The 19,270-nt window shown below is 39.7% G+C and carries 18 protein-coding genes, 2 pseudogenes and 1 riboswitch; of the genes and pseudogenes, 6 read left to right on the top strand and 14 right to left on the bottom strand.

From position 1 onward, the window contains the following. Window positions 1-152: 152 nt before the first annotated feature. From ACFJIZ_RS06915 to ACFJIZ_RS06925, 3 genes are read right to left on the bottom strand one after another with little or no spacing between them, the layout of a single operon-like run. Window positions 153-368 (bottom strand): LytTR family transcriptional regulator DNA-binding domain-containing protein, encoded by a 216-nt coding sequence (locus ACFJIZ_RS06915; RefSeq protein ID WP_379091749.1) that lies wholly within the window; start codon window positions 366-368, stop codon window positions 153-155. Further along, entirely contained in the window at window positions 365-859 is a 495-nt protein-coding gene (locus tag ACFJIZ_RS06920) for a LytR/AlgR family response regulator transcription factor (RefSeq protein ID WP_379091750.1), read from the bottom strand. The genes ACFJIZ_RS06915 and ACFJIZ_RS06920 overlap by 4 nt, the downstream gene beginning before the upstream one ends. Further along, the gene (locus ACFJIZ_RS06925; RefSeq protein ID WP_379091751.1) at window positions 831-1,940 is read right to left on the bottom strand and encodes a sensor histidine kinase; all 1,110 of its coding nucleotides are present in this window, start codon (window positions 1,938-1,940) and stop codon (window positions 831-833) included. The genes ACFJIZ_RS06920 and ACFJIZ_RS06925 overlap by 29 nt, the downstream gene beginning before the upstream one ends. A 206-nt stretch (window positions 1,941-2,146) precedes the next feature. On the opposite strand from ACFJIZ_RS06925, the gene ACFJIZ_RS06930 reads away from it, so the two are divergent. Both ACFJIZ_RS06930 and ACFJIZ_RS06935 read left to right on the top strand, forming a co-directional pair. After that, entirely contained in the window at window positions 2,147-2,809 is a 663-nt protein-coding gene (locus ACFJIZ_RS06930; RefSeq protein WP_379091752.1) for a TonB-dependent receptor plug domain-containing protein, read from the top strand. Next, window positions 2,806-4,515, top strand: a complete 1,710-nt coding sequence (locus ACFJIZ_RS06935; protein ID WP_379091753.1) for an outer membrane beta-barrel family protein — start codon at window positions 2,806-2,808, stop codon at window positions 4,513-4,515. Before ACFJIZ_RS06930 ends, ACFJIZ_RS06935 begins: the two co-directional genes overlap by 4 nt. 76 nt (window positions 4,516-4,591) lie before the next feature. On the opposite strand, the gene ACFJIZ_RS06940 is transcribed toward ACFJIZ_RS06935, so the two are convergent. From ACFJIZ_RS06940 to ACFJIZ_RS06955, 4 genes and pseudogenes are all read right to left on the bottom strand, one after another. Beyond that, complete coding sequence (locus ACFJIZ_RS06940) at window positions 4,592-5,317, bottom strand: menaquinone biosynthetic enzyme MqnA/MqnD family protein (RefSeq protein ID WP_379091754.1); 726 nt, start codon at window positions 5,315-5,317, stop codon at window positions 4,592-4,594. Window positions 5,318-5,327: 10 nt separating this feature from the next. Beyond that, window positions 5,328-5,945 carry a histidine phosphatase family protein gene (locus ACFJIZ_RS06945; protein WP_379091755.1) on the bottom strand — a complete coding sequence of 206 codons (618 nt, stop codon included), beginning with the start codon at window positions 5,943-5,945 and terminating at the stop codon, window positions 5,328-5,330. Between the two features lie 68 nt (window positions 5,946-6,013). Next, window positions 6,014-7,200: pseudogene (mqnE, locus tag ACFJIZ_RS06950) on the bottom strand (aminofutalosine synthase MqnE). 231 nt (window positions 7,201-7,431) lie between these two features. After that, window positions 7,432-7,923, bottom strand: coding sequence for a hypothetical protein (locus ACFJIZ_RS06955; protein ID WP_379091756.1), 492 nt, complete (start codon window positions 7,921-7,923; stop codon window positions 7,432-7,434). Window positions 7,924-8,032: 109 nt separating this feature from the next. On the opposite strand from ACFJIZ_RS06955, the gene ACFJIZ_RS06960 reads away from it, so the two are divergent. From ACFJIZ_RS06960 to ACFJIZ_RS06975, 4 genes and pseudogenes are all read left to right on the top strand, one after another. Next, window positions 8,033-9,154: a trans-sulfuration enzyme family protein gene (locus tag ACFJIZ_RS06960; RefSeq protein WP_379091757.1), complete on the top strand. Its 1,122-nt coding sequence runs from the start codon at window positions 8,033-8,035 to the stop codon at window positions 9,152-9,154. Window positions 9,155-9,350: 196 nt separating this feature from the next. Then, window positions 9,351-9,463: riboswitch (SAM riboswitch) on the top strand. Window positions 9,464-9,744: 281 nt separating this feature from the next. Further along, a pseudogene (locus ACFJIZ_RS06965) lies at window positions 9,745-11,068 on the top strand (O-acetylhomoserine aminocarboxypropyltransferase/cysteine synthase family protein). A gap of 30 nt (window positions 11,069-11,098) precedes the next feature. Next, window positions 11,099-12,187 (top strand): homoserine O-acetyltransferase, encoded by a 1,089-nt coding sequence (gene metX, locus ACFJIZ_RS06970; RefSeq protein WP_379091758.1) that lies wholly within the window; start codon window positions 11,099-11,101, stop codon window positions 12,185-12,187. Between the two features lie 106 nt (window positions 12,188-12,293). After that, window positions 12,294-13,535 carry a homoserine dehydrogenase gene (locus ACFJIZ_RS06975; RefSeq protein WP_379091759.1) on the top strand — a complete coding sequence of 414 codons (1,242 nt, stop codon included), beginning with the start codon at window positions 12,294-12,296 and terminating at the stop codon, window positions 13,533-13,535. A 153-nt stretch (window positions 13,536-13,688) separates the two neighbouring features. On the opposite strand, the gene ACFJIZ_RS06980 is transcribed toward ACFJIZ_RS06975, so the two are convergent. Genes ACFJIZ_RS06980 through ACFJIZ_RS07010 form a run of 7 tightly spaced genes read right to left on the bottom strand, consistent with a single transcriptional unit; the run spans window position 13,689 to window position 19,214 of the window. Further along, window positions 13,689-13,823, bottom strand: a complete 135-nt coding sequence (locus ACFJIZ_RS06980; RefSeq protein WP_379091760.1) for a hypothetical protein — start codon at window positions 13,821-13,823, stop codon at window positions 13,689-13,691. A 29-nt stretch (window positions 13,824-13,852) separates the two neighbouring features. Next, complete coding sequence (locus tag ACFJIZ_RS06985) at window positions 13,853-14,107, bottom strand: 2-oxo acid dehydrogenase subunit E2 (protein WP_379091761.1); 255 nt, start codon at window positions 14,105-14,107, stop codon at window positions 13,853-13,855. Between the two features lie 41 nt (window positions 14,108-14,148). Next, window positions 14,149-15,186, bottom strand: coding sequence for a dihydrolipoamide acetyltransferase family protein (locus tag ACFJIZ_RS06990; protein WP_379091762.1), 1,038 nt, complete (start codon window positions 15,184-15,186; stop codon window positions 14,149-14,151). Window positions 15,187-15,244: 58 nt separating this feature from the next. Beyond that, a complete protein-coding gene (locus ACFJIZ_RS06995; RefSeq protein WP_379091763.1) occupies window positions 15,245-16,492 on the bottom strand; it encodes a competence/damage-inducible protein A in 1,248 nt (415 codons plus the stop codon). 14 nt (window positions 16,493-16,506) lie between these two features. Beyond that, the gene (locus ACFJIZ_RS07000; protein ID WP_379091764.1) at window positions 16,507-17,754 is read right to left on the bottom strand and encodes a putative LPS assembly protein LptD; all 1,248 of its coding nucleotides are present in this window, start codon (window positions 17,752-17,754) and stop codon (window positions 16,507-16,509) included. Beyond that, window positions 17,663-18,634 carry a putative LPS assembly protein LptD gene (locus ACFJIZ_RS07005; protein ID WP_379091765.1) on the bottom strand — a complete coding sequence of 324 codons (972 nt, stop codon included), beginning with the start codon at window positions 18,632-18,634 and terminating at the stop codon, window positions 17,663-17,665. Before ACFJIZ_RS07005 ends, ACFJIZ_RS07000 begins: the two co-directional genes overlap by 92 nt. Continuing rightward, window positions 18,528-19,214 (bottom strand): hypothetical protein, encoded by a 687-nt coding sequence (locus tag ACFJIZ_RS07010; protein ID WP_379091766.1) that lies wholly within the window; start codon window positions 19,212-19,214, stop codon window positions 18,528-18,530. Before ACFJIZ_RS07010 ends, ACFJIZ_RS07005 begins: the two co-directional genes overlap by 107 nt. Between the last annotated feature and the right edge of the window lie 56 nt (window positions 19,215-19,270).

Consider the following 19,270-nt stretch of genomic DNA (forward strand, 5'->3'; position numbering starts at 1 on the left):
ACCGACCTAAGGCAGCTAAGAAATCCTTAGCAATCATCACTTAGCCTAACCAAAGTATTTAAGGTGGTAAAAATACAGCGGTGTGCCTATGTGGTCAATAATTAATCAATTCTTCAATGGAGATGCTTCGCTAAGCTCAGCACGACAAAAAACTAATGCTTTTGGCTTTTTAACAGCTTAAAAACATACTCCTTGTAATTGGTGCCGATAGGGATTTCTTTCTTCCCTATTTCGATATCATTTACCGTAAAAGCGGTTATCTTTTTAGGATTAACAATAAACGAACGATGGATACGTATAAAATTGAAGGGTTTCAGTTCTATTTCTATATCGCTGATCTTGTATTTGGCGTTGATCTTTTGATTCACACCATGATCACCACATGGTCTTTAAGGCTTTCTACATATAAGATATCATCCGCATAAAGCTTATGGAACTTGCCACCTACCTTAACGTAGATAAACCCGGCAATACCTGCCTCGGGCAATACCCCTACTTGCGTTTGCACCGATCTCAAGTAACGGTCAATAGCCTTAAAAAAACGGTCGAAAGTAATAGGTTTCAAAAGATAATCTACAATATCCAGGTCATACCCATCAAGGGCAAATTCCCTATAAGCCGTGGTCATGATTACTGCAGGTGGGTTTTTAAGGGTCTTTAAAAAATCAATCCCCGTTAACTGGGGCATCTTAATGTCCAGAAACATCAAATCGATGGTTTTAGACCTCAGTACCTCCAACGCCTTTATCGCATTGCTACAAGTAGCTACCACTTCAAACAATTCCAATTGCTCCAAATGGTTTTTAACCAATTGTATGGCTAAAGGCTCATCATCTACTAAAAGACATCTTACTTTCATCAATGCGTTGGGCTTTACTGTTGATTGGGTTAGGCAGGTTAATGGTAAGCAAAGTTACAAAGCTGGTTCCATTAACAGTGGTACTAAATTCGTGGTTTTTTGGATAGATAAGCTCCAGTTGCTTTCGGATGTTACCTAAACCTATTTGATCCACCTCCTTGCTCTCTTTTGGCACACAGGTATTGGAAACCATAAAATAAAAACTGTTTTTGTTCAACCTAAGATCAATATTGATGGTGGGCGAACCAATATCTTCCCCTGCCCCATGTTTAAATGCATTTTCTACGATGGACAATAGGATCAATGGTGCAATCTCAAGGTCTTCGTCTATGGTATGGCTAAAATTTACCACTAAACGTTCGTCGTACCTCAATTTTTCGAGACTGATATAGTTTTGCAACAATGTAATTTCTGTAGATACAGGCACATAGGTGCTGTTGCAACGGTAAAGCACATGATCTAAGATCTCTGATAGACCAGCAATAGATTTAGAAGTGATGGGCGAGTTGACCAAAGACAGCGAATAGATGTTATTGAGTGTATTGAACAAAAAATGTGGATTAAGTTGTGCTTTTAAAATATTAAGCTCAGCCTCTGTTTTTTCTTTCTCTAACAACAAGGTCCGTTGTTTAACCAGGTATTGGTCTTTAACGAGTTTAATAAAACCAAATATCCAGGCCAATGAAAAATTCTGCAGAAAATAAACAACAATCAGCTTTCTGATATCCGTTAGAATCTCGAAGATAGACTCCTGCGCAAAGGGCGGCTGACGTGTAATCGGCTCTACCACATGCACCACCATGATTCTTGAAAATGCACTGATCACATAACTGCCAATGATAAAATAAAGGATAACGACAAAGTAATTATCATCCTTTAATAGTTTGGGGATGATAAAATAAGCTACGAAATAACAGGCCAACATGTAAAAACATACACAAAAGGCATTTTCGATCATCATATTTCGAAAGCTCATCCCTTCTTCATACTGAGGAACAATAAATACCACCAACCAAAACAAGATATGGCTAGAAACCCGATAAACGGTACTGTAACGAATTACCCTTTGTAAAATTGACATTTAACCTCAAATATACCATTCGTTTGGTTTAGTCATCAGCACTACAGCCGAATACTGGAAAAACACAGACGGATAAGCCAAAAACACCTACAAAACTGCTTTGAGCTGTGCGCTAACCTATTGAGCGGTATTCAATAGGTATTAAGCGTCTTTCTCTTTTTTGCATCGGTGTACCATGCATCTTCGGGCAAACAAACATGAGAACGATGAAAACCATACAAAAAATAACCTTGGTTATGCTGCTGCTTTGTACACTACAAAGTTTTGCACAAGAAACCAAAATGCTGAACATTAAAGGGAAAGTACTTGAAGCTAAAACCAAACAAGCGATAGCAAATGCTGGAGCAACCCTGTTATCTACAACTGACCAAAAGTTTGTTAAAGGTATAGCTACTGATAAAAATGGAGAGTTTGTACTCACCGTTGCACCTGGAAAATACCATATCAAAATTGAATTTATCTCTTTTAAGCCTATCCTATTGACAAACAAACAAGTTGATCAAGATCTGGATCTAGGTACTCTCTTATTGGTGGAAGATGTTAAGCTTTTAAAATCGGTAAATGTAGTGGGCGAAAAATCTACATTAGAGCTTAACCTAGATAAAAAAGTATTCAACGTGGGCAAAGACCTGATGTCTAAGGGTGGAAATGCCAACGACATCTTGAACAATGTACCGTCTGTAAATGTAGATGCCAATGGCACCATCAGTTTAAGAGGCAATACGGGTGTAAGGGTATTGATCAATGGCAAGCCCTCCATGATGTCGATGAACAAAGGGTTAGAACAGATTCCGGCAAGTACCATCGAAAAGGTAGAAGTGATGACCAATCCATCGGCCAGGTACGAAGCACAGGGCGGTGCAGGATGATCAATATCGTATTGAAGAAAAACAGTTCAACTGGCCTAAATGGATCTGTACAGGTGGGTGCAGGCCACCCCACCAATTACAATGGCAATGTCAATTTGAGCTACAAAACAGAAAAAATCAACCTATTTACCAATGTGGGCGTTCGTTTTAGGGATTTTGACATTCGTGAAGAAAGAACACAAACCACCTTGAACAATTCGGTAAAAAGTGTGCTGTACCAAAACAATTTGACCAATAGACGCGACGATTCGTACAACATCTATATTGGTGGCGATTATTACATCGATCCTAAAAACACCTTAACTGGCAGTTTTTACCATAGCACTTTAAACATCAACAACAAGATCGATTACAATTACAACTTTTTTAACGTCAATAACACCAAGGATAGCTCCATTTATCGTTTTGAGCATTACAAAGAACCTAAAAAATACAACCAGCTGGAACTGTACCATGTTAAAACTTTCGACAACAAGGACAAAAAATGGACCACTAGCCTACAGTACGATTTCTGGAATGATGATGAGAATCAATCTATCAATCAGGAAAAGATTTTCCCTGTCGGAAGCCCACGCTACAACCTGGTTACCAGAAACATAGAAAGTAGCAATGACATCTTTATCCAAAGTGATTTTGTAACTACTTTAGGCGAGAATGGTCGGTTTGAAACAGGAATCAGAAGTGACCTACGGGCCATCAGAAGCGATTATTGGGCCAAAGCCAATGGGGTGCAATTACCTACGTACGACAATAAGCTGGCCTACAACGAAAACCTGTTTAGTGCCTACCTACAATTGGGCAATAAAATAAACAAGTTGAACTACCTTTTGGGTTTAAGGGCCGAAATGTCGTTTATTGGCATTGCTGATCGAGTTGGCACTTTTGGCAACAACAAGGAGTATATCAATCTGTTCCCTACGGTACATCTGGTGTATAACCTGCAAAAAACGACCGACCTACAGCTCAGTTATAGCCGAAGGATCAATAGACCAGAGTTTTGGCAACTGAACCCTTTTGGTGGTCTTTCTGATACCCGTAACCTGACCATAGGCAACCCAGAACTTGACCCTACTTACACCCATTCGTTCGAATTTGCCCTATTGAAAAAGTGGACCAAGTTTACCCTTACTCCTTCTGTTTATTATGCACGTACCAAAAACTATTTCCAATATGTATTGAAACAAACGGACGAGGATATTTTTTTGCGTACGCCTGTAAATTTAGCTTACGAGGAAAGATATGGTTTAGAACTTTCCAGCACCTATAACCCCTTTAACTGGTGGCGTTTGGCCCTAAACTTTAACTACTATGGCTTTAAACAACAAGGCGAATTTGAGGGCAAACAGTATGCTACTGATGATCAAACATGGACTACCCAACTCAATAGCCGAATGAAATTGCCTAAAAACCTGGCCATCGAATCCATCTTTAGCTATCGGGGTAAATTTCAGGACATTCAATCGCTAAACAAAGCTACTTACCGTTTAAACGTTGCCCTAAGCAAAGATATCTGGAAAGAAAAAATGACGCTGAGTTTGGCTGTCAACAACATATTTGATTCGCTGATCGATAGGCAACAATTGAATACACCTACTTATCAACTACAATCTACCGCTTATGGAATTGGAAGGGTGGTTAATGCCACTGTTGTTTATCGTTTCAATAGAAAAAAAGGAGAAAAAGATCGTCTACCTGATGAAAATTAGTTTGTTTTTTAGTCACTTGGTAGTTAAAGGTTGGGTTTTATGGTCCCGACCTTTAATTGTTGTTTAGCGAAAGGTTTTAAAGTTGTTTGATGTAAGCTAAAAACAGTTCCAATGCTTTTCTTTTGTCGTCGGTTAAGTCGAAATCTAGTTTGTGGAGCAGGTAATCTTCTAGATCGATACCTGGGTGTGTAGGTAATTCTTTCAACAGTTCCTTTCGATACGCTAGACCTAATTTTAAGGCGGCATCAAAATCTGCGATAAAGTCTTGTGGAATTGGTTTATTAGCCACCCAAGCTGCATAAAGAAATGGCAGGCCTGTAAATTTCATCCACTCCTCGCCCATGTCGTAAGCATAGGCAAAATCAGCCTTACGCCCAAAAGTACGGTCGCCGATCAATACCAAGGCATCAGTTTCGGCATCCGGATCCGTAACCAGTTCTACCGCTACCTTGAAATGGAATTGGAGTAAAACTTTGGCCAGGTTATTAGAAGTACGCGATTGTGGATCTAGTTTTAAAGTTTTGATTTCGCTGGCAGGTACCTTAGAAAAAATAAACACCGAGTTTACTGCGCCAACAGAACCAATACAATAAGAACCGATGATGTTTGCATTGGGTACAAAGGGAATGGCGGCTACGGGGATCAGTCCTATGTCGACCTGACCATTGATCAGTTTTGCTGCACAATCTGAAGGGATATCTAAACTTAGCTCAATCTGGTGTTGCACCTCACTTTTTTGTATGCCGTAAATAAAGGGTTTGGTATTGGTATAAGAAACTGCCGAAATTTTAATCTTGTCCACGTATAATGTTTTATGCTAAATCTTTTAAATGGTCGGTATTGTTAAAGTCTATCACAGCAAACTGGCCATCTGTATAACTCATTTTATAAAGTGTTGTATTTTGGTGCGGAAAATCGCCCATTTCTGAAAGAGGCTTTTCAAGCAGTAAACAAAGCAGCAAGCGCATGGCCCTACCGTGCATGCAGATCAAAATCCGTTTTTCGCCGGTTCTGCTTTTGATCAATGCTACGGTTTCCTGCAAACGTAACGATACATCATTAGGGCTTTCGCCACCTTCAAACTTGGCTTCATAGTTTCCGCCTTGCCATAGCTCTACCATTTCCCTAAAGGCATGTCTGGCCGCTTCGGTATTGGGTTGTCCTTCCCAAAGCCCCCAAGCCAACTCGTCTAAACCCTCATGTTGCTCCCATGGTAGGCCCAGTTCGATAAACTGCCGAACGGTCTGGTGGGTGCGCTTCAGTGCCGAAGTATAGATCTTATCAAAGGCCACCGTCGAATAATGGTTAAAAAAAGCCGCGGCCTGTGCCCTACCTGTATCATTTAAATCGCTGTCTACTCCTCTGCCCTGTACAATACCCAATCTGTTCAATTCTGTTTCACCGTGTCGGATAATGTAGAGTTCTTTCATTTTTTAAGTAGTACGTGCTAAGTTTTAAGTAATAAGTTCTAAGTAGTAAGTTTTAAGTGATCAGTAACTTAGTTGATGACAGGTAATTTATAATATTGTGGTTTTACGTCTTCTTCAAAAACGACATCGGTATAATCCGTTACCACATTGTACAAGGTATCTCTTTCAATCGGTTGACGACCGACTTGTTTGATCAGGTTAACCAATTGTTGGGTACTCATCGCAGGGTTCTGCTCTTCGGCACCTGCCATTGAATAAGATCTTCGTGGTATCGTCTAAGGTTCCGTCAATATCATCCACGCCAAAGTTTAACGACATTTGTGCGGTTTCTCTACTGATCATTGCCCAATAGGCCTTTACATGGTCGAAATTATCCAGATAGATACGACCAATGGCATAATTCCTTAAATCTTCTATCACCGAAACTTCTGGCACATTGCTCATCTGGTTGTGTTGGTTCCTGAATTTTAAAGGAATAAAAGTCTGGAAGCCTCCAGTTTGATCCTGCAGCTGACGTAAGCGTTCCATATGATCGAACGCGATGTTCAAACTTTTCAATATGGCCATACAACATGGTGGCATTAGAACGCATGCCTAATTTATGCCATTCTTCATGTATAGCCAACCACTGGTCACCTGTACATTTATCTTTGGCAATCTGTTCCCTGATTTCTGGATGAAAGATTTCTGCTCCTCCTCCTGGTATCGATTCCAGTCCTGCTTCTTTCATCAATTTCATGCCTGTAGCATAATCTATCTTCGCTTTTTTAAAGATATAATGGTATTCTACCGGGGTTAATGCCTTCACATGCAGGTCGGGTCTGTGTTTTTTGATTGCGGTAAACAAGGCCGAATAAAAAGCCACATCATATTGTGGTAAAACCCCACCTACAATGTGTACTTCTGTAACGGGTTCATGGTCATACTTTTTAACCACATCCAACATTTCTTCCATCGTTAAGGCCCAGCCCTCTTCCTTTTGTTTGATCAGGCGCGAGTACGAACAGAATTTGCAATCGTACACGCAGAGATTGGTCGGTTCTAAATGGAAGTTGCGGTTGAAATAGGTTTTATCCCCATGTTTCTCTTCTCTGATATGGTTAGCCAAAACACCAAGGTAACCTAGTTCTGCATGCTCGTAGAGATACACACCCTCCTCAAATGTAATGCGTTGATGGGCGGCAACTTTCTGGGCAATCGCTTTTAATGGTGCTGAAAGGTTAGGGTTATTTAGAAGAATTGCTAAATCCTGCACAGTATTTGTTTTTAATTGTTTAGGCAAAAGTACAACAATGACCTAATTGAAAATCATTTTCTTGTAAAAATGGCTTATTTAGAAACAATAAAAGCCTCGATATGCTCGAGGCTTTTGTAGTATGATAGATTTGACAGTTGTTTAAATAGCTTTGTGCTTGGAACCAATTGACCACACCCAAGCCTACTCATCAATGGTAGTTGATGAACCTAAACAACAGCCTTATCGTTTTTATTTCGCTGCTTTGCTGAAGTTTAACACCACATAAGCTGTTCTGTTACCGTACTCAATTGGCGATTTGATCACCATATTGCTTCCATCTGTCGACGAAAGTATCAGTCTATAACCTTCAGTTACGTTTTTGGCTTTTTCTTTTTCGTATAGTTTTTTGAACTGGAAAGTTTCATCAGCCGGACTTACAGACCAGAATATGGTTTGTGTTTTTGCTGCACATGAGGCGCTCGATGGCAAACTGTAGCTTCCATTACCACTGTTTGTTAAACTCCATGTACTTCCTACAAAACACTTGTAAGATGTTTCGCCCAAGAAAGATTTTACCGCAAGTTCTGGAATACCATCAAAAGTAACGTCATTTAAAACCCAATTACCTGTTACATTTCCTCTTTTAAGTGCCACAGCACCACTTGTTGTTTTAGGTGAGCAGCTTTGTAACACTATTAATGAACTACAAATTAAAGCTGCTATTAAAAATATTCTTTTCATATACTTGTTTTTTGATATGCTATTTACACAAATCTTGCCAAAATCTGTTTTTTCGGAAGATTTAAATTTAGCTTTGTCGTAAATCCTTGTATTTTAATTTGTAAAAAAGATGAAACCAGAAACCACTGCCATCCATGCCTTAAATCTAGTAAAGAGTGCTACAGGCGATGTAACCATGCCTATCAGCTTATCTACCACTTTTTTACGCGATGAAACTGGTGGTTATCCTGGCGGACACATGTACAGTCGTGTCAGCAACCCGAACCGTTCGGCATTGGAAAATGTAATTACATCTTTAGAATCTGGTGCCGATACTTGTGCTTTTTCTTCTGGCAACACCGCTGGTATGTCTATTTTTCAGGCCTTAAAACCTGGAAGTCATATCATTGCACCCGACGACATGTACTGGGGTTTTAAAAAACAACTGCAGAGCATTTTTGCAGACACCTTGACTTTCGATTTCATCGACCTGACCGATATTGCGGCTATTGCCAACTATATCAAACCCAATACCGTAATGATTTGGGCCGAGACACCATCTAACCCGCTTTTAAAGATTACTGATATTGAGGCTGTAGCGAAGATCTGCAAGGCCAACAACTTGATCTTTGCCTGCGACAGTACTTTTGCTTCTCCTATTTTACAAAACCCAATTGAATTGGGTGCCGATATTGTGATGCACTCTACCACCAAATACATTGGTGGCCATAGCGATGTGCTAGGTGGCTCTTTAACTACAGCACACCGCAATGAGTTTTGGGAAAAGATCAGGAACATCCAACAGATTGGTGGTGCAGTACCTTCTCCATTTGATTGCTTTTTGTTATTGCGCAGCATCAAAACATTAGCCTACCGAATAAAAGGGCATTGCGAAAATGCGATGACGTTGGCCAAATACCTAGAAAAACATCCAAAAATTGAGGCGGTTTATTATCCAGGCCTGCCTTCTCACCAACAGCATGAAATTGCCAAAAAACAAATGAAGGATTTTGGTGGCATGTTGTCTATTTTGGTTAAGGGCGATGCCCTTGCTGCCCGTAAAGTGGTTAACAGTGTGCAAATTTTTGCACAGGCGACCAGTTTAGGTGGTGTAGAGAGTTTGATCGAACATCGTGCTTCTGTAGAAGGTCCAGACACCAAAACTCCACAGAATTTAATTCGGGTATCTGTAGGTCTGGAGCATATAGACGATTTGATTGCTGATTTTGATCAGGCATTGGCCACTGTTTAATTGATCAATCTGACATTTGACCAAGGTTAGTGGGGACACTAACCTTGGGTATGAAAAAATATTAAATTTATAACACTTATTTTCAGCTAGTTAACAATTAATCAGAATTTAATTTTGCGTAAATTAAAATACAATCCTATATTTGAAACATTATTTGGCGAAAGCTAGATTAAAGTCAACACCTCATTCAGGTTTTGATTTATAAAGAAGTGGCGAGAGACAGGCTCATTGACCCACTGGCAACCCTCCCTAACGGAGAAGGTGCCAATTCCTGACCAGATAACATGGTGTTGTTTGGAAATATAAATTAAGAAAATGAAAACATCACATTCAAATTCGCTACTTAGCGACAGTCTTAACTTAGAACCCAACAGGTCGACTTCTTTTAATGTAATTCAGCTTTGCTTTAAACTACAGGCAATGAACTGTATGTGCTGTCGCATATACTAGTTCAAAAATCTTCCTCTTTGTACTTTCAATTCGGAAGGCCCTGAAAGAATCAGGGTACGCTTGATGATTATGCTTGGAAAATCCTTAACTCCATGCAAAACAAACAGTTTAGCAATTCAACAATTTCAACATTAAAAAACATGTCAAATCTCCATAAATTCGAAACCCTACAACTACACGCTGGCCAAGAAATAGATCCAACAACAGGAGCTAGAGCAGTACCCATCTACCAAACCACTTCTTACGGTTTTAAAAATTCTGAGCATGGTGCCAATTTATTTGCACTCAAAGAATTCGGTAACATCTACACCCGCTTAACTAACCCTACAACAGACGTTTTTGAAAAAAGAATTGCTGCTTTAGAAGGTGGTGTGGCTGCCCTAGCTGTTGGTTCTGGCCAAGCAGCACAGTTTATTGCTTTAAACAATATTTTAGAATCTGGAGACAATTTTGTGTCTTCAAGTCATCTTTATGGTGGTTCTTACAATCAATTTAAGGTAGCTTTTAAACGCTTAGGCATCACCGTTAAGTTTGCAAATGGCGATGAACCCAATGATTTCGAGTCTAAAATAGACGAAAATACCAAAGCTATCTACCTAGAAACCATTGGCAATCCTGCATTTAGCATTATCGATTTTGAACAAATTGCAGCCATTGCCAAAAAACACGAGCTTCCTTTGATCGTCGACAATACTTTTGGTGCCGCTGGATATTTGTTCAGGCCATTGGAACATGGTGCACATATCGTTGTACAATCTGCTACCAAGTGGATTGGAGGACATGGTACCAGCATTGGAGGTGTAATCGTGGATGGTGGCAACTACAACTGGGGCAATGGAAAATTCTCGCAGTTTACCGCTCCTGCTGAAGGATACCATGGTTTGATCTTCAATGATGTATTTGGCGAGAAAGGACCTTTTGGTAACATCCAGTTTATCATCCGCGCCCGTGTAGAGGGATTAAGGGATTTTGGTCCTGCCATTTCTCCTTTCAATTCTTTCTTGTTGATCCAAGGCCTAGAAACGCTATCGCTACGCGTACAACGCCATGTTGACAATGCCTTGGCCCTAGCTACATGGTTAGCAAACCACCCTGCCGTGGCCAAAGTAAACTATCCAGGTTTAGAAAGCAGTCCTTACCATGCCAATGCCAAAAAGTATTTAAGGAATGGATTTGGTACTGTGCTTTCTTTCGAACTCAATGGTGACAAAGAGAGTGCTACCGCCTTGGTAGACCACCTTAAATTGGTTAGCCACTTGGCCAACGTAGGTGATGCGAAGACCTTGATTGATCCAACCCTCTGCCACTACACATCAACAATTAAGTGAAAGCGAACAACTTGCTGCCGGCGTAAGCCCTAATCAATTGAGGGTTTCGGTGGGCATTGAGCATATCGACGATATCAAAGCAGATTTTGAACAGGCATTTGCAGCCATTGAAACCTTGGTTGAATTGGCACTTTAATACATTACTACCATAAATACGACAACAAAAATGAGTACAGTATCTCTATATAAACACCCTAAGATTTTTAAGCTCGAAAACGGCAAAAAGCTACGTAACCTAGAAATTGCCTATCAAACTTTTGGAAAACTCAATGCTAAAAAAGACAATGTGATCTGGGCCTGCCATGCATTGACCGCAAATGCCGATATATTGGATTGGTGGAAAGGTCTATTTGGTTCTAGCGCCTTGTTCAACCCTGAAGAACATTTCATCATCTGTGCCAACATTTTAGGTTCAAATTATGGAACTACAAATCCTTTGAGCAATAATCCGGTTACCGGACAGCCTTATTATTTGTCGTTCCCTGAGTTTACCATTAGAGACCTGGCTACTGCTCATCATTTATTGGCCAACCATTTAGGTATCCACACCATCAAAGTGCTAATTGGAGGTTCTTTAGGTGGGCAACAGGCTTTAGAGTGGTCGCTAGCTAAAACACAGACCATTGAAAACCTGATCTTGGTAGCTACCAATGCAGTTCATTCGCCATGGGGGATTGCTTTTAACGAGAGTCAACGTTTAGCCATTAGTGCCGACCGTACTTTTTATGCCAACCAAGCAAACGGAGGTTTAAAAGGCTTAAAAGTTGCCCGAAGCATTGCCTTATTATCCTACCGTACTTACGAAGCTTATTCGGCTACCCAATTGGAAAGCGTAAATGATAAAACAGGTGGTTATAGAGCTGCTTCTTATCAGAATTATCAGGGCGAAAAATTGTGTAAACGCTTCAATGCCTACAGCTATTGGTATTTGAGCAAGGCGATGGATAGCCATAATGTTGGGCGTGGTAGAAAAAGTATCGTTGCCGCATTGGCTGAAGTAAAAGCGAATACTTTGGTGATCGGGATTGAGAATGATATCCTCTTCCCTATCAGTGAACAACAGTTTTTAGCCGAGCACATCAATAATGCCGAATTTAGCAGCATCAACTGTGCTTATGGCCACGATGGCTTTTTGATCGAAACAGATAAACTGACAAACATCATCAGTCATTTTTTAAAAGAAAGCATCAATAAAAAGATCGATCAAACTGCAACAGACAGCTTAAAAAATCTACGGTTTTCAGTTGACAGTTGACAGTTTTTAGTTAGCAGTTACCAATGACAAATGAACCATTGAACTGATGAACCAATGAACTAATAAACAATAAAATTTAACAACAAGAGTAAGTATAAATTATCATATGAGTAAGAAACTTAAGATCGGATTATTTGGGTTTGGCGTAGTTGGACAAGGGCTACATGATATCATCCGTGGACAGAACCTCAACTTAGAGGTAGTTAAAATAGCCATCAAAAATCCGGAAAAGAAACGCAGTTTAGATGCACATCTTTTTACCACAGACCATAACGAAATATTAAACAATCCTGAAATCAATACCATTGTTGAGCTGATCGATGATGCTGACGCAGCATTCAAAATTGTAAAAACAGCTTTGAGTAGTGGCAAAAATGTGGTGTCGGCCAATAAAAAAATGATTGCTACGCATTTAGAAGAATTGGTAAAACTACAGGCCCAGAATGGCACTTCTTTGTTGTATGAAGGTGCAGTATGTGGCAGTATCCCTATCATCAGAAACCTAGAAGAATATTACGACAATGAGTTGCTACATGGCATCAGCGGTATCTTTAATGGTTCGTCAAACTACATCCTTTCTAAGATATTTAACGAAGGTTTGGCTTATGACACTGCTTTAAAACAGGCCCAAGACCTAGGTTTTGCAGAAACAGACCCTATTTTAGACGTTGGAGGTTATGATCCTAAATTTAAACTGACCATTGCTACCGCACATGCCTATGGTCTGTTCATCAATCCGGATAAAATCTTGAATGTAGGTATACAGAATATCTCAGATGCTGATATCCAATATGCCAGAGAAAAGAACTTTAAGATCAAATTGGTGCCCACTGCCCGTAAAATCAGCACCAAACAAGTGGTTACCTATGTACTGCCCAAATTTGTAAAAGCAGACGATTTCCTTTACAATGTAGAGAACGAATACAATGGCGTAACGGTACAGGCCGCTTTTGCCGATAAACAGTTTTTCTTTGGTAAAGGTGCCGGCGGTCACCCAACTGGAGCTGCAGTATTGTCTGACATTGCCGCACTTCGTTACGATTACCGTTATGAATATAAAAAATACAACCAGCAAAATGGCCTGATCCATACAGATAAAGTAAGTATCGAGGTCTATTTACGCTACGTACATGAATACACAGTTGAAAAATTAGAGATTGAAAACATCTCTGAACGTTTCTCCCGTAATGATTATAAGTATGTAATTGGTAGCATCAGTTTAAAAAACCTAATCGCCAACCGCGATCTGCTTTTAAACAAAGATGTCTTCATCGCACAAACAGGTAAATTAAGCTATAGTCAACAAGACATAGCCGCCATTGCCGAAGAAGGTGTGCTCGTGAACTAATTAATTACTTTTTGTTTTGTTTTGATAGTAAAAAGCCTCGATGGATGTCGGGGCTTTTGCTATGATTGACCTGATGGTAATCAGGCTATCTATTGATAAGGTGTCCACAAAAAAGCCCCAACGTTAGTTGAGGCTCTTGCTCTTTACAAGCAATTATTTGTTGCGATGGGCAGCATGCGCTTTTCCATCCTTTACGCCCATTTTATAGATATCTAATGAAAGTTTGCATATAAAAGGCGACAGTACGATGATCAGGGTAGTGATGATACTTCTTTTGTTCTTCATCATTTCTTTTATTTAATGTTGTTCTAAATATACTAACTTATTTCTCTGTTGATATCCCAGTTTTCTAGATAATCTGCTACTCGGCGTACAAAAGATCCACCTAAAGCCCCATCCACTACCCTATGGTCGTAAGAAAGCGATAGGAACATCATGTGGCGGATGGCAATGACATCACCAAATTCTGTTTCCAGCACAGCTGGTTTCTTTTTGATGGCACCTACTGCCAAAATAGCTACTTGAGGTTGATTGATAATCGGCGTACCCATTACATTGCCAAAAGAACCCACATTGGTTAAGGTAAATGTACCATTTTGTGTTTCGTCTGGTTTTAATTTAAGTCACGGGCACGAGAAGCCAAGTCATTTACTGCTTTGGTTAAACCCAATAGGTTCAATTGATCAGCATTTTTAATTACAGGCACAATCAAGTTTCCACTAGGCAAAGCTGCTGCCATACCGATATTGATATCTCTTTTTTTGATAATCTGTGTTCCATTTACGGTTACATTGATGATCGGAAAATCTTTGATCGCTTTACTTACTGCCTCAATAAAGATCGGGGTAAAAGTGATCTTCTCATTTTCGCGTTGCTCAAATGATTTTTTCACTTTATCGCGCCATTTTACCATATTGGTTACGTCGGCCTCTACAAATGAGGTTACGTGTGGCGAAGTATGCTTGCTCATTACCATGTGTTCGGCAATCAGCTTGCGCATCCTATCCATTTCTATTATTTCATCACCACCACTTAAGCTTGGGGCCGGTGTTGCTGCTTTTACAGGTTCAGCAGGTTTCTGAGCTGGTGCAGGTGTTTCAGCTTTTGGTTGGGCAATGGTTGCTCCACCATTTTTAGCTTGAATATGGTTTAAAAGATCGTCTTTTGTTAAACGGCCTTCTGCCCCACTTCCCTTGATCTTGTCAAGTTCTGCCAATGAGATATTTTCTTGGGCAGCAATACTTTTTACCAAAGGTGAATAGAAACGATCCGAATTTTTAAAATCTTCGGTAGTAGGGATTTGTTTATCTTCAACAGGCAACTGGTTCAATCCAGGCATGTCTTTTTCTACTGAAGGTACTGGTATTTCTTCTTGTTGTACAGCAGTGGTTGATGTACTATCAGCTCCACCTTCTGTTTCTATAATGGCAATTACAGCCCCTACCTGAACCACATCGTCTGTTACAAAAAGTTGTTTGATCAATTTGCCCGCAACTGGCGAAGGTACTTCCGAATCGACTTTATCTGTTGCGATTTCCAATATGGTATCATCCAGTTGGATCATATCTCCTGGTTGCTTAGTCCATTTAATGATGGTTGCTTCTGCAACACTCTCTCCCATTTTTGGTAACAATAATTCGTATTGAGCCATATTGTTTTAATGCGTTTATAATTGGTATCTGCGCACAAAAGTACGCCTTTTTACCCATTTAATTCAAATCTTGTTTCAAGAGATTTAGCAACATTGTTAATGCAGCAGTTGCAGAACGTTCTATATTCTGTATTCTTTTCTCGCCAAAGGTGAATAATTTGGCCACGGTTTGATGCTGGCTTGCAATCGCAATCCAAACAGTACCAACGGGTTTGCCCGGCATTCCTCCATCCGGACCAGCAATTCCGCTAACCGCAATGGCATAGTCTGTTTTAAAATGGGCAATGGCGCCTTCGGCCATTTCCTTTACCGTTTGTTCACTTACTGCACCAAATTCAGTTAAGGTTTCATGTTTTACACCCAATATAGATTCCTTTAAATCGTACGAATACGCCACTGCACCACCTGCAAACACCGCCGATGATCCTGCATGCTGGGTAATCAAATGTGAGATATAGCCACCTGTACAGCTTTCGGCAGTAGACAGTGTAAGGTTTTTAGCCTTCATCTGGTCTAATATGGCTTTTTCTAAAGCTACATCTTCTTCTGCAGCTACATAAGGTCTAACTCGATCTACAATTTGTTGTACGTAACTGTTGATTTCGGCCTTTAAAGCGATTTCATCTTTCCCCATTGCACTTAAACGTAGCCTTACCTGCCCTAACTTAGGCAAATAGGCCAGTTTGATGTAGGCTGGCAAACTGTCTTCAATGTCTTCGATCTGTTGGGCCAGAAAAGATTCTCCTAAACCAGTTGTTAAAATTGTCTGGTGGATGATAGCTGGCAAGTCAAATGCACTTTTAAGACGTGGCAGGATTTCTTCTTCCATCAGGTACATCATTTCGAAAGGTACACCAGGCATGGAAACAAAGATCTTTCCCTCTACATCAAACCACATACAAGGTGCAGTACCATTTTTATTCTGGATAACTGTGCAGCCATCAGGCACATCTGCCTGTTTCCTGTTCATTTCGATCATTGGTCTATTCAAACGGTCGAAAATAGCGGTTACATGCGCTAAAGTAGCTTCATCACGGCGCAATGGCATGTTAAAATACTTAGATAAGGTAAGCTTGGTCACATCATCTTTTGTGGGACCAAGGCCACCGGTAATCAAAATAACATCAACCCTTTTCTTTGCTTCATCAAGCGCTTGTATGATATGCGTGGCATCATCAGAAACCGAGGTGATCTGTTTTACACTTACCCCTATTTTATTGAGTTCCCTACCCATCCATGCAGAATTGGTATCTACAATCTGACCAATTAGAATTTCATCTCCTATGGTAATAATTTCTGCCAGCATCTGATCGTATTTTTTTAGTAACGTGTATAATAGCCTTTACGTTTGCTCAATTTAAGGTCTTGCAGAATCGCAGCCTTAACTTTAATGGTAACCGAATAACTCTGATAAGCTCCTAGCGGAATCCAACTTGCACTCAAATCCCAACAGTGAAGATCTCTATAGATCGCAAAAGAGGTATAAGAAAGATCTTTGGCCTTAAAGTCGTATCCAGAATTAAACTGTATCTTCCATTTTGGAGTCAAACTAAAATCTCCATTAAAATTTAGCGTGTTGGAAACTGTTCTGGTTTCGCGTCTACTCAATGGGTTGGAATAAGAAAAACTGTAAGAAAATGCAAAGTTCCAAGGAATGTTAAAATCGACAAATGCATTTGGATCCCTACTAATTGCGGCCAGTTCCTCAATCTGCTCTGGGGTTCTTGCTGCAGAATTCTGGTTGCGCAATTCCTCCATATTCTGATTCTTCTTTTTTAGGGCCTCTGGATTTAAGCTATAATCGAAAGAGAAGTTAAAATTAACCAGACGAGGTAATTTTCCATCTCTCCACACGTAACGGTCAGACTCCCTATAATTTATCGTAGTTACTTCATTAACCCCTGTACCGGTTTTAACTTCATACTCTTCTACACCATAAGGATTAAGGGTACCTCCAAAATTAAAACCTAATTTATCGGTAAACTGCGACCTACCACTGAAATTAAGGAGACTTAATTTTTTAGCTGTGGGTTCAGCAAAATTATAAGAGCCACCAATGGTTAAACCCTGAATAATTGGAATTTTCTTTTCGCCACCATTTGTGGTATCTTTTTTAGACTTCAGTTTCAGCTCAACGTTATTATCTACAGAGAAACTTAGATTGGCCTGTTGTCCCATCGATGGTCCACCAAAGGCTGCGCCTTCAAAAATAGAATACTTCGGTTGTCTGCCTAAATAATCTACTTTAGGATATTCACCTGTAGGCACGCTTTTTCCCGGCCTGATGTCATTTGTATAATACTGTAAAGGTTTATAATACCCATAGTTGGATTTTGAAAAATCTGGCTTATAATTAAAGTTTAACGTAGGTGTTACCACATGTCTGATGGCCATAATTCTCCCAAGATTTTTAAATTGCTTGGTACCATAGATTTTGGTAGACATGTTCATCCCAACATTGTATTCACCTGCCCTTTTAAAACCACTCACTGTATCCGTCAATGTAACATCGCCACTGGTTGTTTTGATCGAATCGTTTTTCAATCGTCTGAAAATACCATTTTTCATTGTAACCTGCATTGGCATTGAAGTTAAAATACTTAAATAGGTTAAAGGCCATACTTACAGGTATATTATGGTTAAATCCATTTCTAAACCGTCGTAACCCACCTTTTTCAAAAAGCAGGTTTTCTTGTGTGCTTACGGTGTTGCTAGCCTGTAAACTATAACCAACCGTAATTTTCTGATACCATTTTTGTTTATCTACCCTCGTTTTCGAATCGAATGGGTTAATGGTAGCCATATTTAAACTGATCTGTGGTAAAGTTAAAGAGATTGTTTTGGTCTGTGTTTCTTGCGAGTGGTTCAACGATCCTGTAAAATTGAATAGGCCGTCACCAAAGACCTTTCCATAGGCAATACTGGAGCTCATGGTATTACTGGCAATCTTGCTAATGTCATAACTTTGATTGGCAGCAGTTACGTTGAAATAATCGGAAGTACCTGCATTAACCGAGGCCGTAAATGTAGTTCCTGGTTTGGCATTTGCATTTTGGCTGTGTGTCCATCCAATATTAAAATTTTTCAAAGGCTTGTATTGTGGTGTACCTTCAAGACCATTCCGCGTACTTGAAAAATTTAAATTGATATTTCCATTGTACTTATATTTCTTTATGTAATTAGAGACAAAAGTAAGATCATAACTACCATTGGTAAAAATATTACCGGTTAACCTGCCATCAAAATAGTCGTTAAAAGCCAAATAATATCCACCTCCATTTAAAGAGAAACCTCTTGTCTGATCCTGATTGGGTGTAGGCAATATAAAACCAGATGACTTTTTATTGGGCTTTGGAAAAAAGGCGAAGGGTAAAAAGAATGGGGGGATTGGAATGTCTTCGATCTTTAGGTAAACCGGACCTGTGATCGATCTGTGTTTCTGTAGCAATACCTTTTGAAATAAAGATACCATAGTGCGGATGTGGCAGGTTACAGGTACTAAATGTCTGACCTTTGATATGCACTTCGTTGTCTGGTTGTAATTTCCCCTTTCCACCAGAAAAATATCCTCCCTGTTGTTCTGTAAAAACTCCATGTACTAAACCACTCCCAGTTTTGGTATTGTAGGTTAATGAATCGGCAATGGAAGTGCCCTGACCAGCCATTTTAAAGATCGGTCTACCAACATACTTTCCATTTTTGTTTTTCACACCACTGGCAAAAATGACTTCATTTTTTGTATCGTATCGGATGTAGTCGGCATCTAGTTCAAAATCTTGGTAGAGTACCCTTGCATTGCCATACAGATACATAATACCTGTTTTCCTGTCGGTTCGGATGGAATCTAAAGCTTTATAAACTACTTTCGCAACTGCACCATTACCTTTTTTAGTTGTATCTGTTTGCTTAGTTGCTGTTTGCTTGGTTACTTGCAAAAATGAATAATTAGAAAAGGCTTTGGCGGTTTTACCAACAGTTGTTAGTAAAAGAACGGCAATAATAAAAATGATATTCGTTAAAAGTTTCAAATTCGTGTGTGAATGTTATTTTTGCAATAATGTTTATCCCAAAACGTTCAAAATTA

This window comes from Pedobacter sp. UC225_65, from assembly GCF_042698365.1.
In the GTDB taxonomy this organism is placed as follows: Bacteria; Bacteroidota; Bacteroidia; order Sphingobacteriales; family Sphingobacteriaceae; genus Pedobacter.

Coding starts and splice junctions, on each gene's coding strand:
- ACFJIZ_RS06935 (WP_379091753.1), top strand. CDS start 2,806: ATGATCAATATCGTATTGAAGAAAAACAGTTCAACTGGCCTAAATGGA.
- ACFJIZ_RS06930 (WP_379091752.1), top strand. CDS start 2,147: ATGAAAACCATACAAAAAATAACCTTGGTTATGCTGCTGCTTTGTACA.
- metX (WP_379091758.1), top strand. CDS start 11,099: ATGAGTACAGTATCTCTATATAAACACCCTAAGATTTTTAAGCTCGAA.
- ACFJIZ_RS06990 (WP_379091762.1), bottom strand. CDS start 15,186: ATGGCTCAATACGAATTATTGTTACCAAAAATGGGAGAGAGTGTTGCA.
- ACFJIZ_RS06980 (WP_379091760.1), bottom strand. CDS start 13,823: ATGATGAAGAACAAAAGAAGTATCATCACTACCCTGATCATCGTACTG.
- ACFJIZ_RS06960 (WP_379091757.1), top strand. CDS start 8,033: ATGAAACCAGAAACCACTGCCATCCATGCCTTAAATCTAGTAAAGAGT.
- ACFJIZ_RS06925 (WP_379091751.1), bottom strand. CDS start 1,940: ATGTCAATTTTACAAAGGGTAATTCGTTACAGTACCGTTTATCGGGTT.
- ACFJIZ_RS06920 (WP_379091750.1), bottom strand. CDS start 859: ATGAAAGTAAGATGTCTTTTAGTAGATGATGAGCCTTTAGCCATACAA.
- ACFJIZ_RS06995 (WP_379091763.1), bottom strand. CDS start 16,492: ATGCTGGCAGAAATTATTACCATAGGAGATGAAATTCTAATTGGTCAG.
- ACFJIZ_RS06975 (WP_379091759.1), top strand. CDS start 12,294: ATGAGTAAGAAACTTAAGATCGGATTATTTGGGTTTGGCGTAGTTGGA.
- ACFJIZ_RS07000 (WP_379091764.1), bottom strand. CDS start 17,754: ATGAAAAATGGTATTTTCAGACGATTGAAAAACGATTCGATCAAAACA.
- ACFJIZ_RS06945 (WP_379091755.1), bottom strand. CDS start 5,945: ATGAAAGAACTCTACATTATCCGACACGGTGAAACAGAATTGAACAGA.
- ACFJIZ_RS06955 (WP_379091756.1), bottom strand. CDS start 7,923: ATGAAAAGAATATTTTTAATAGCAGCTTTAATTTGTAGTTCATTAATA.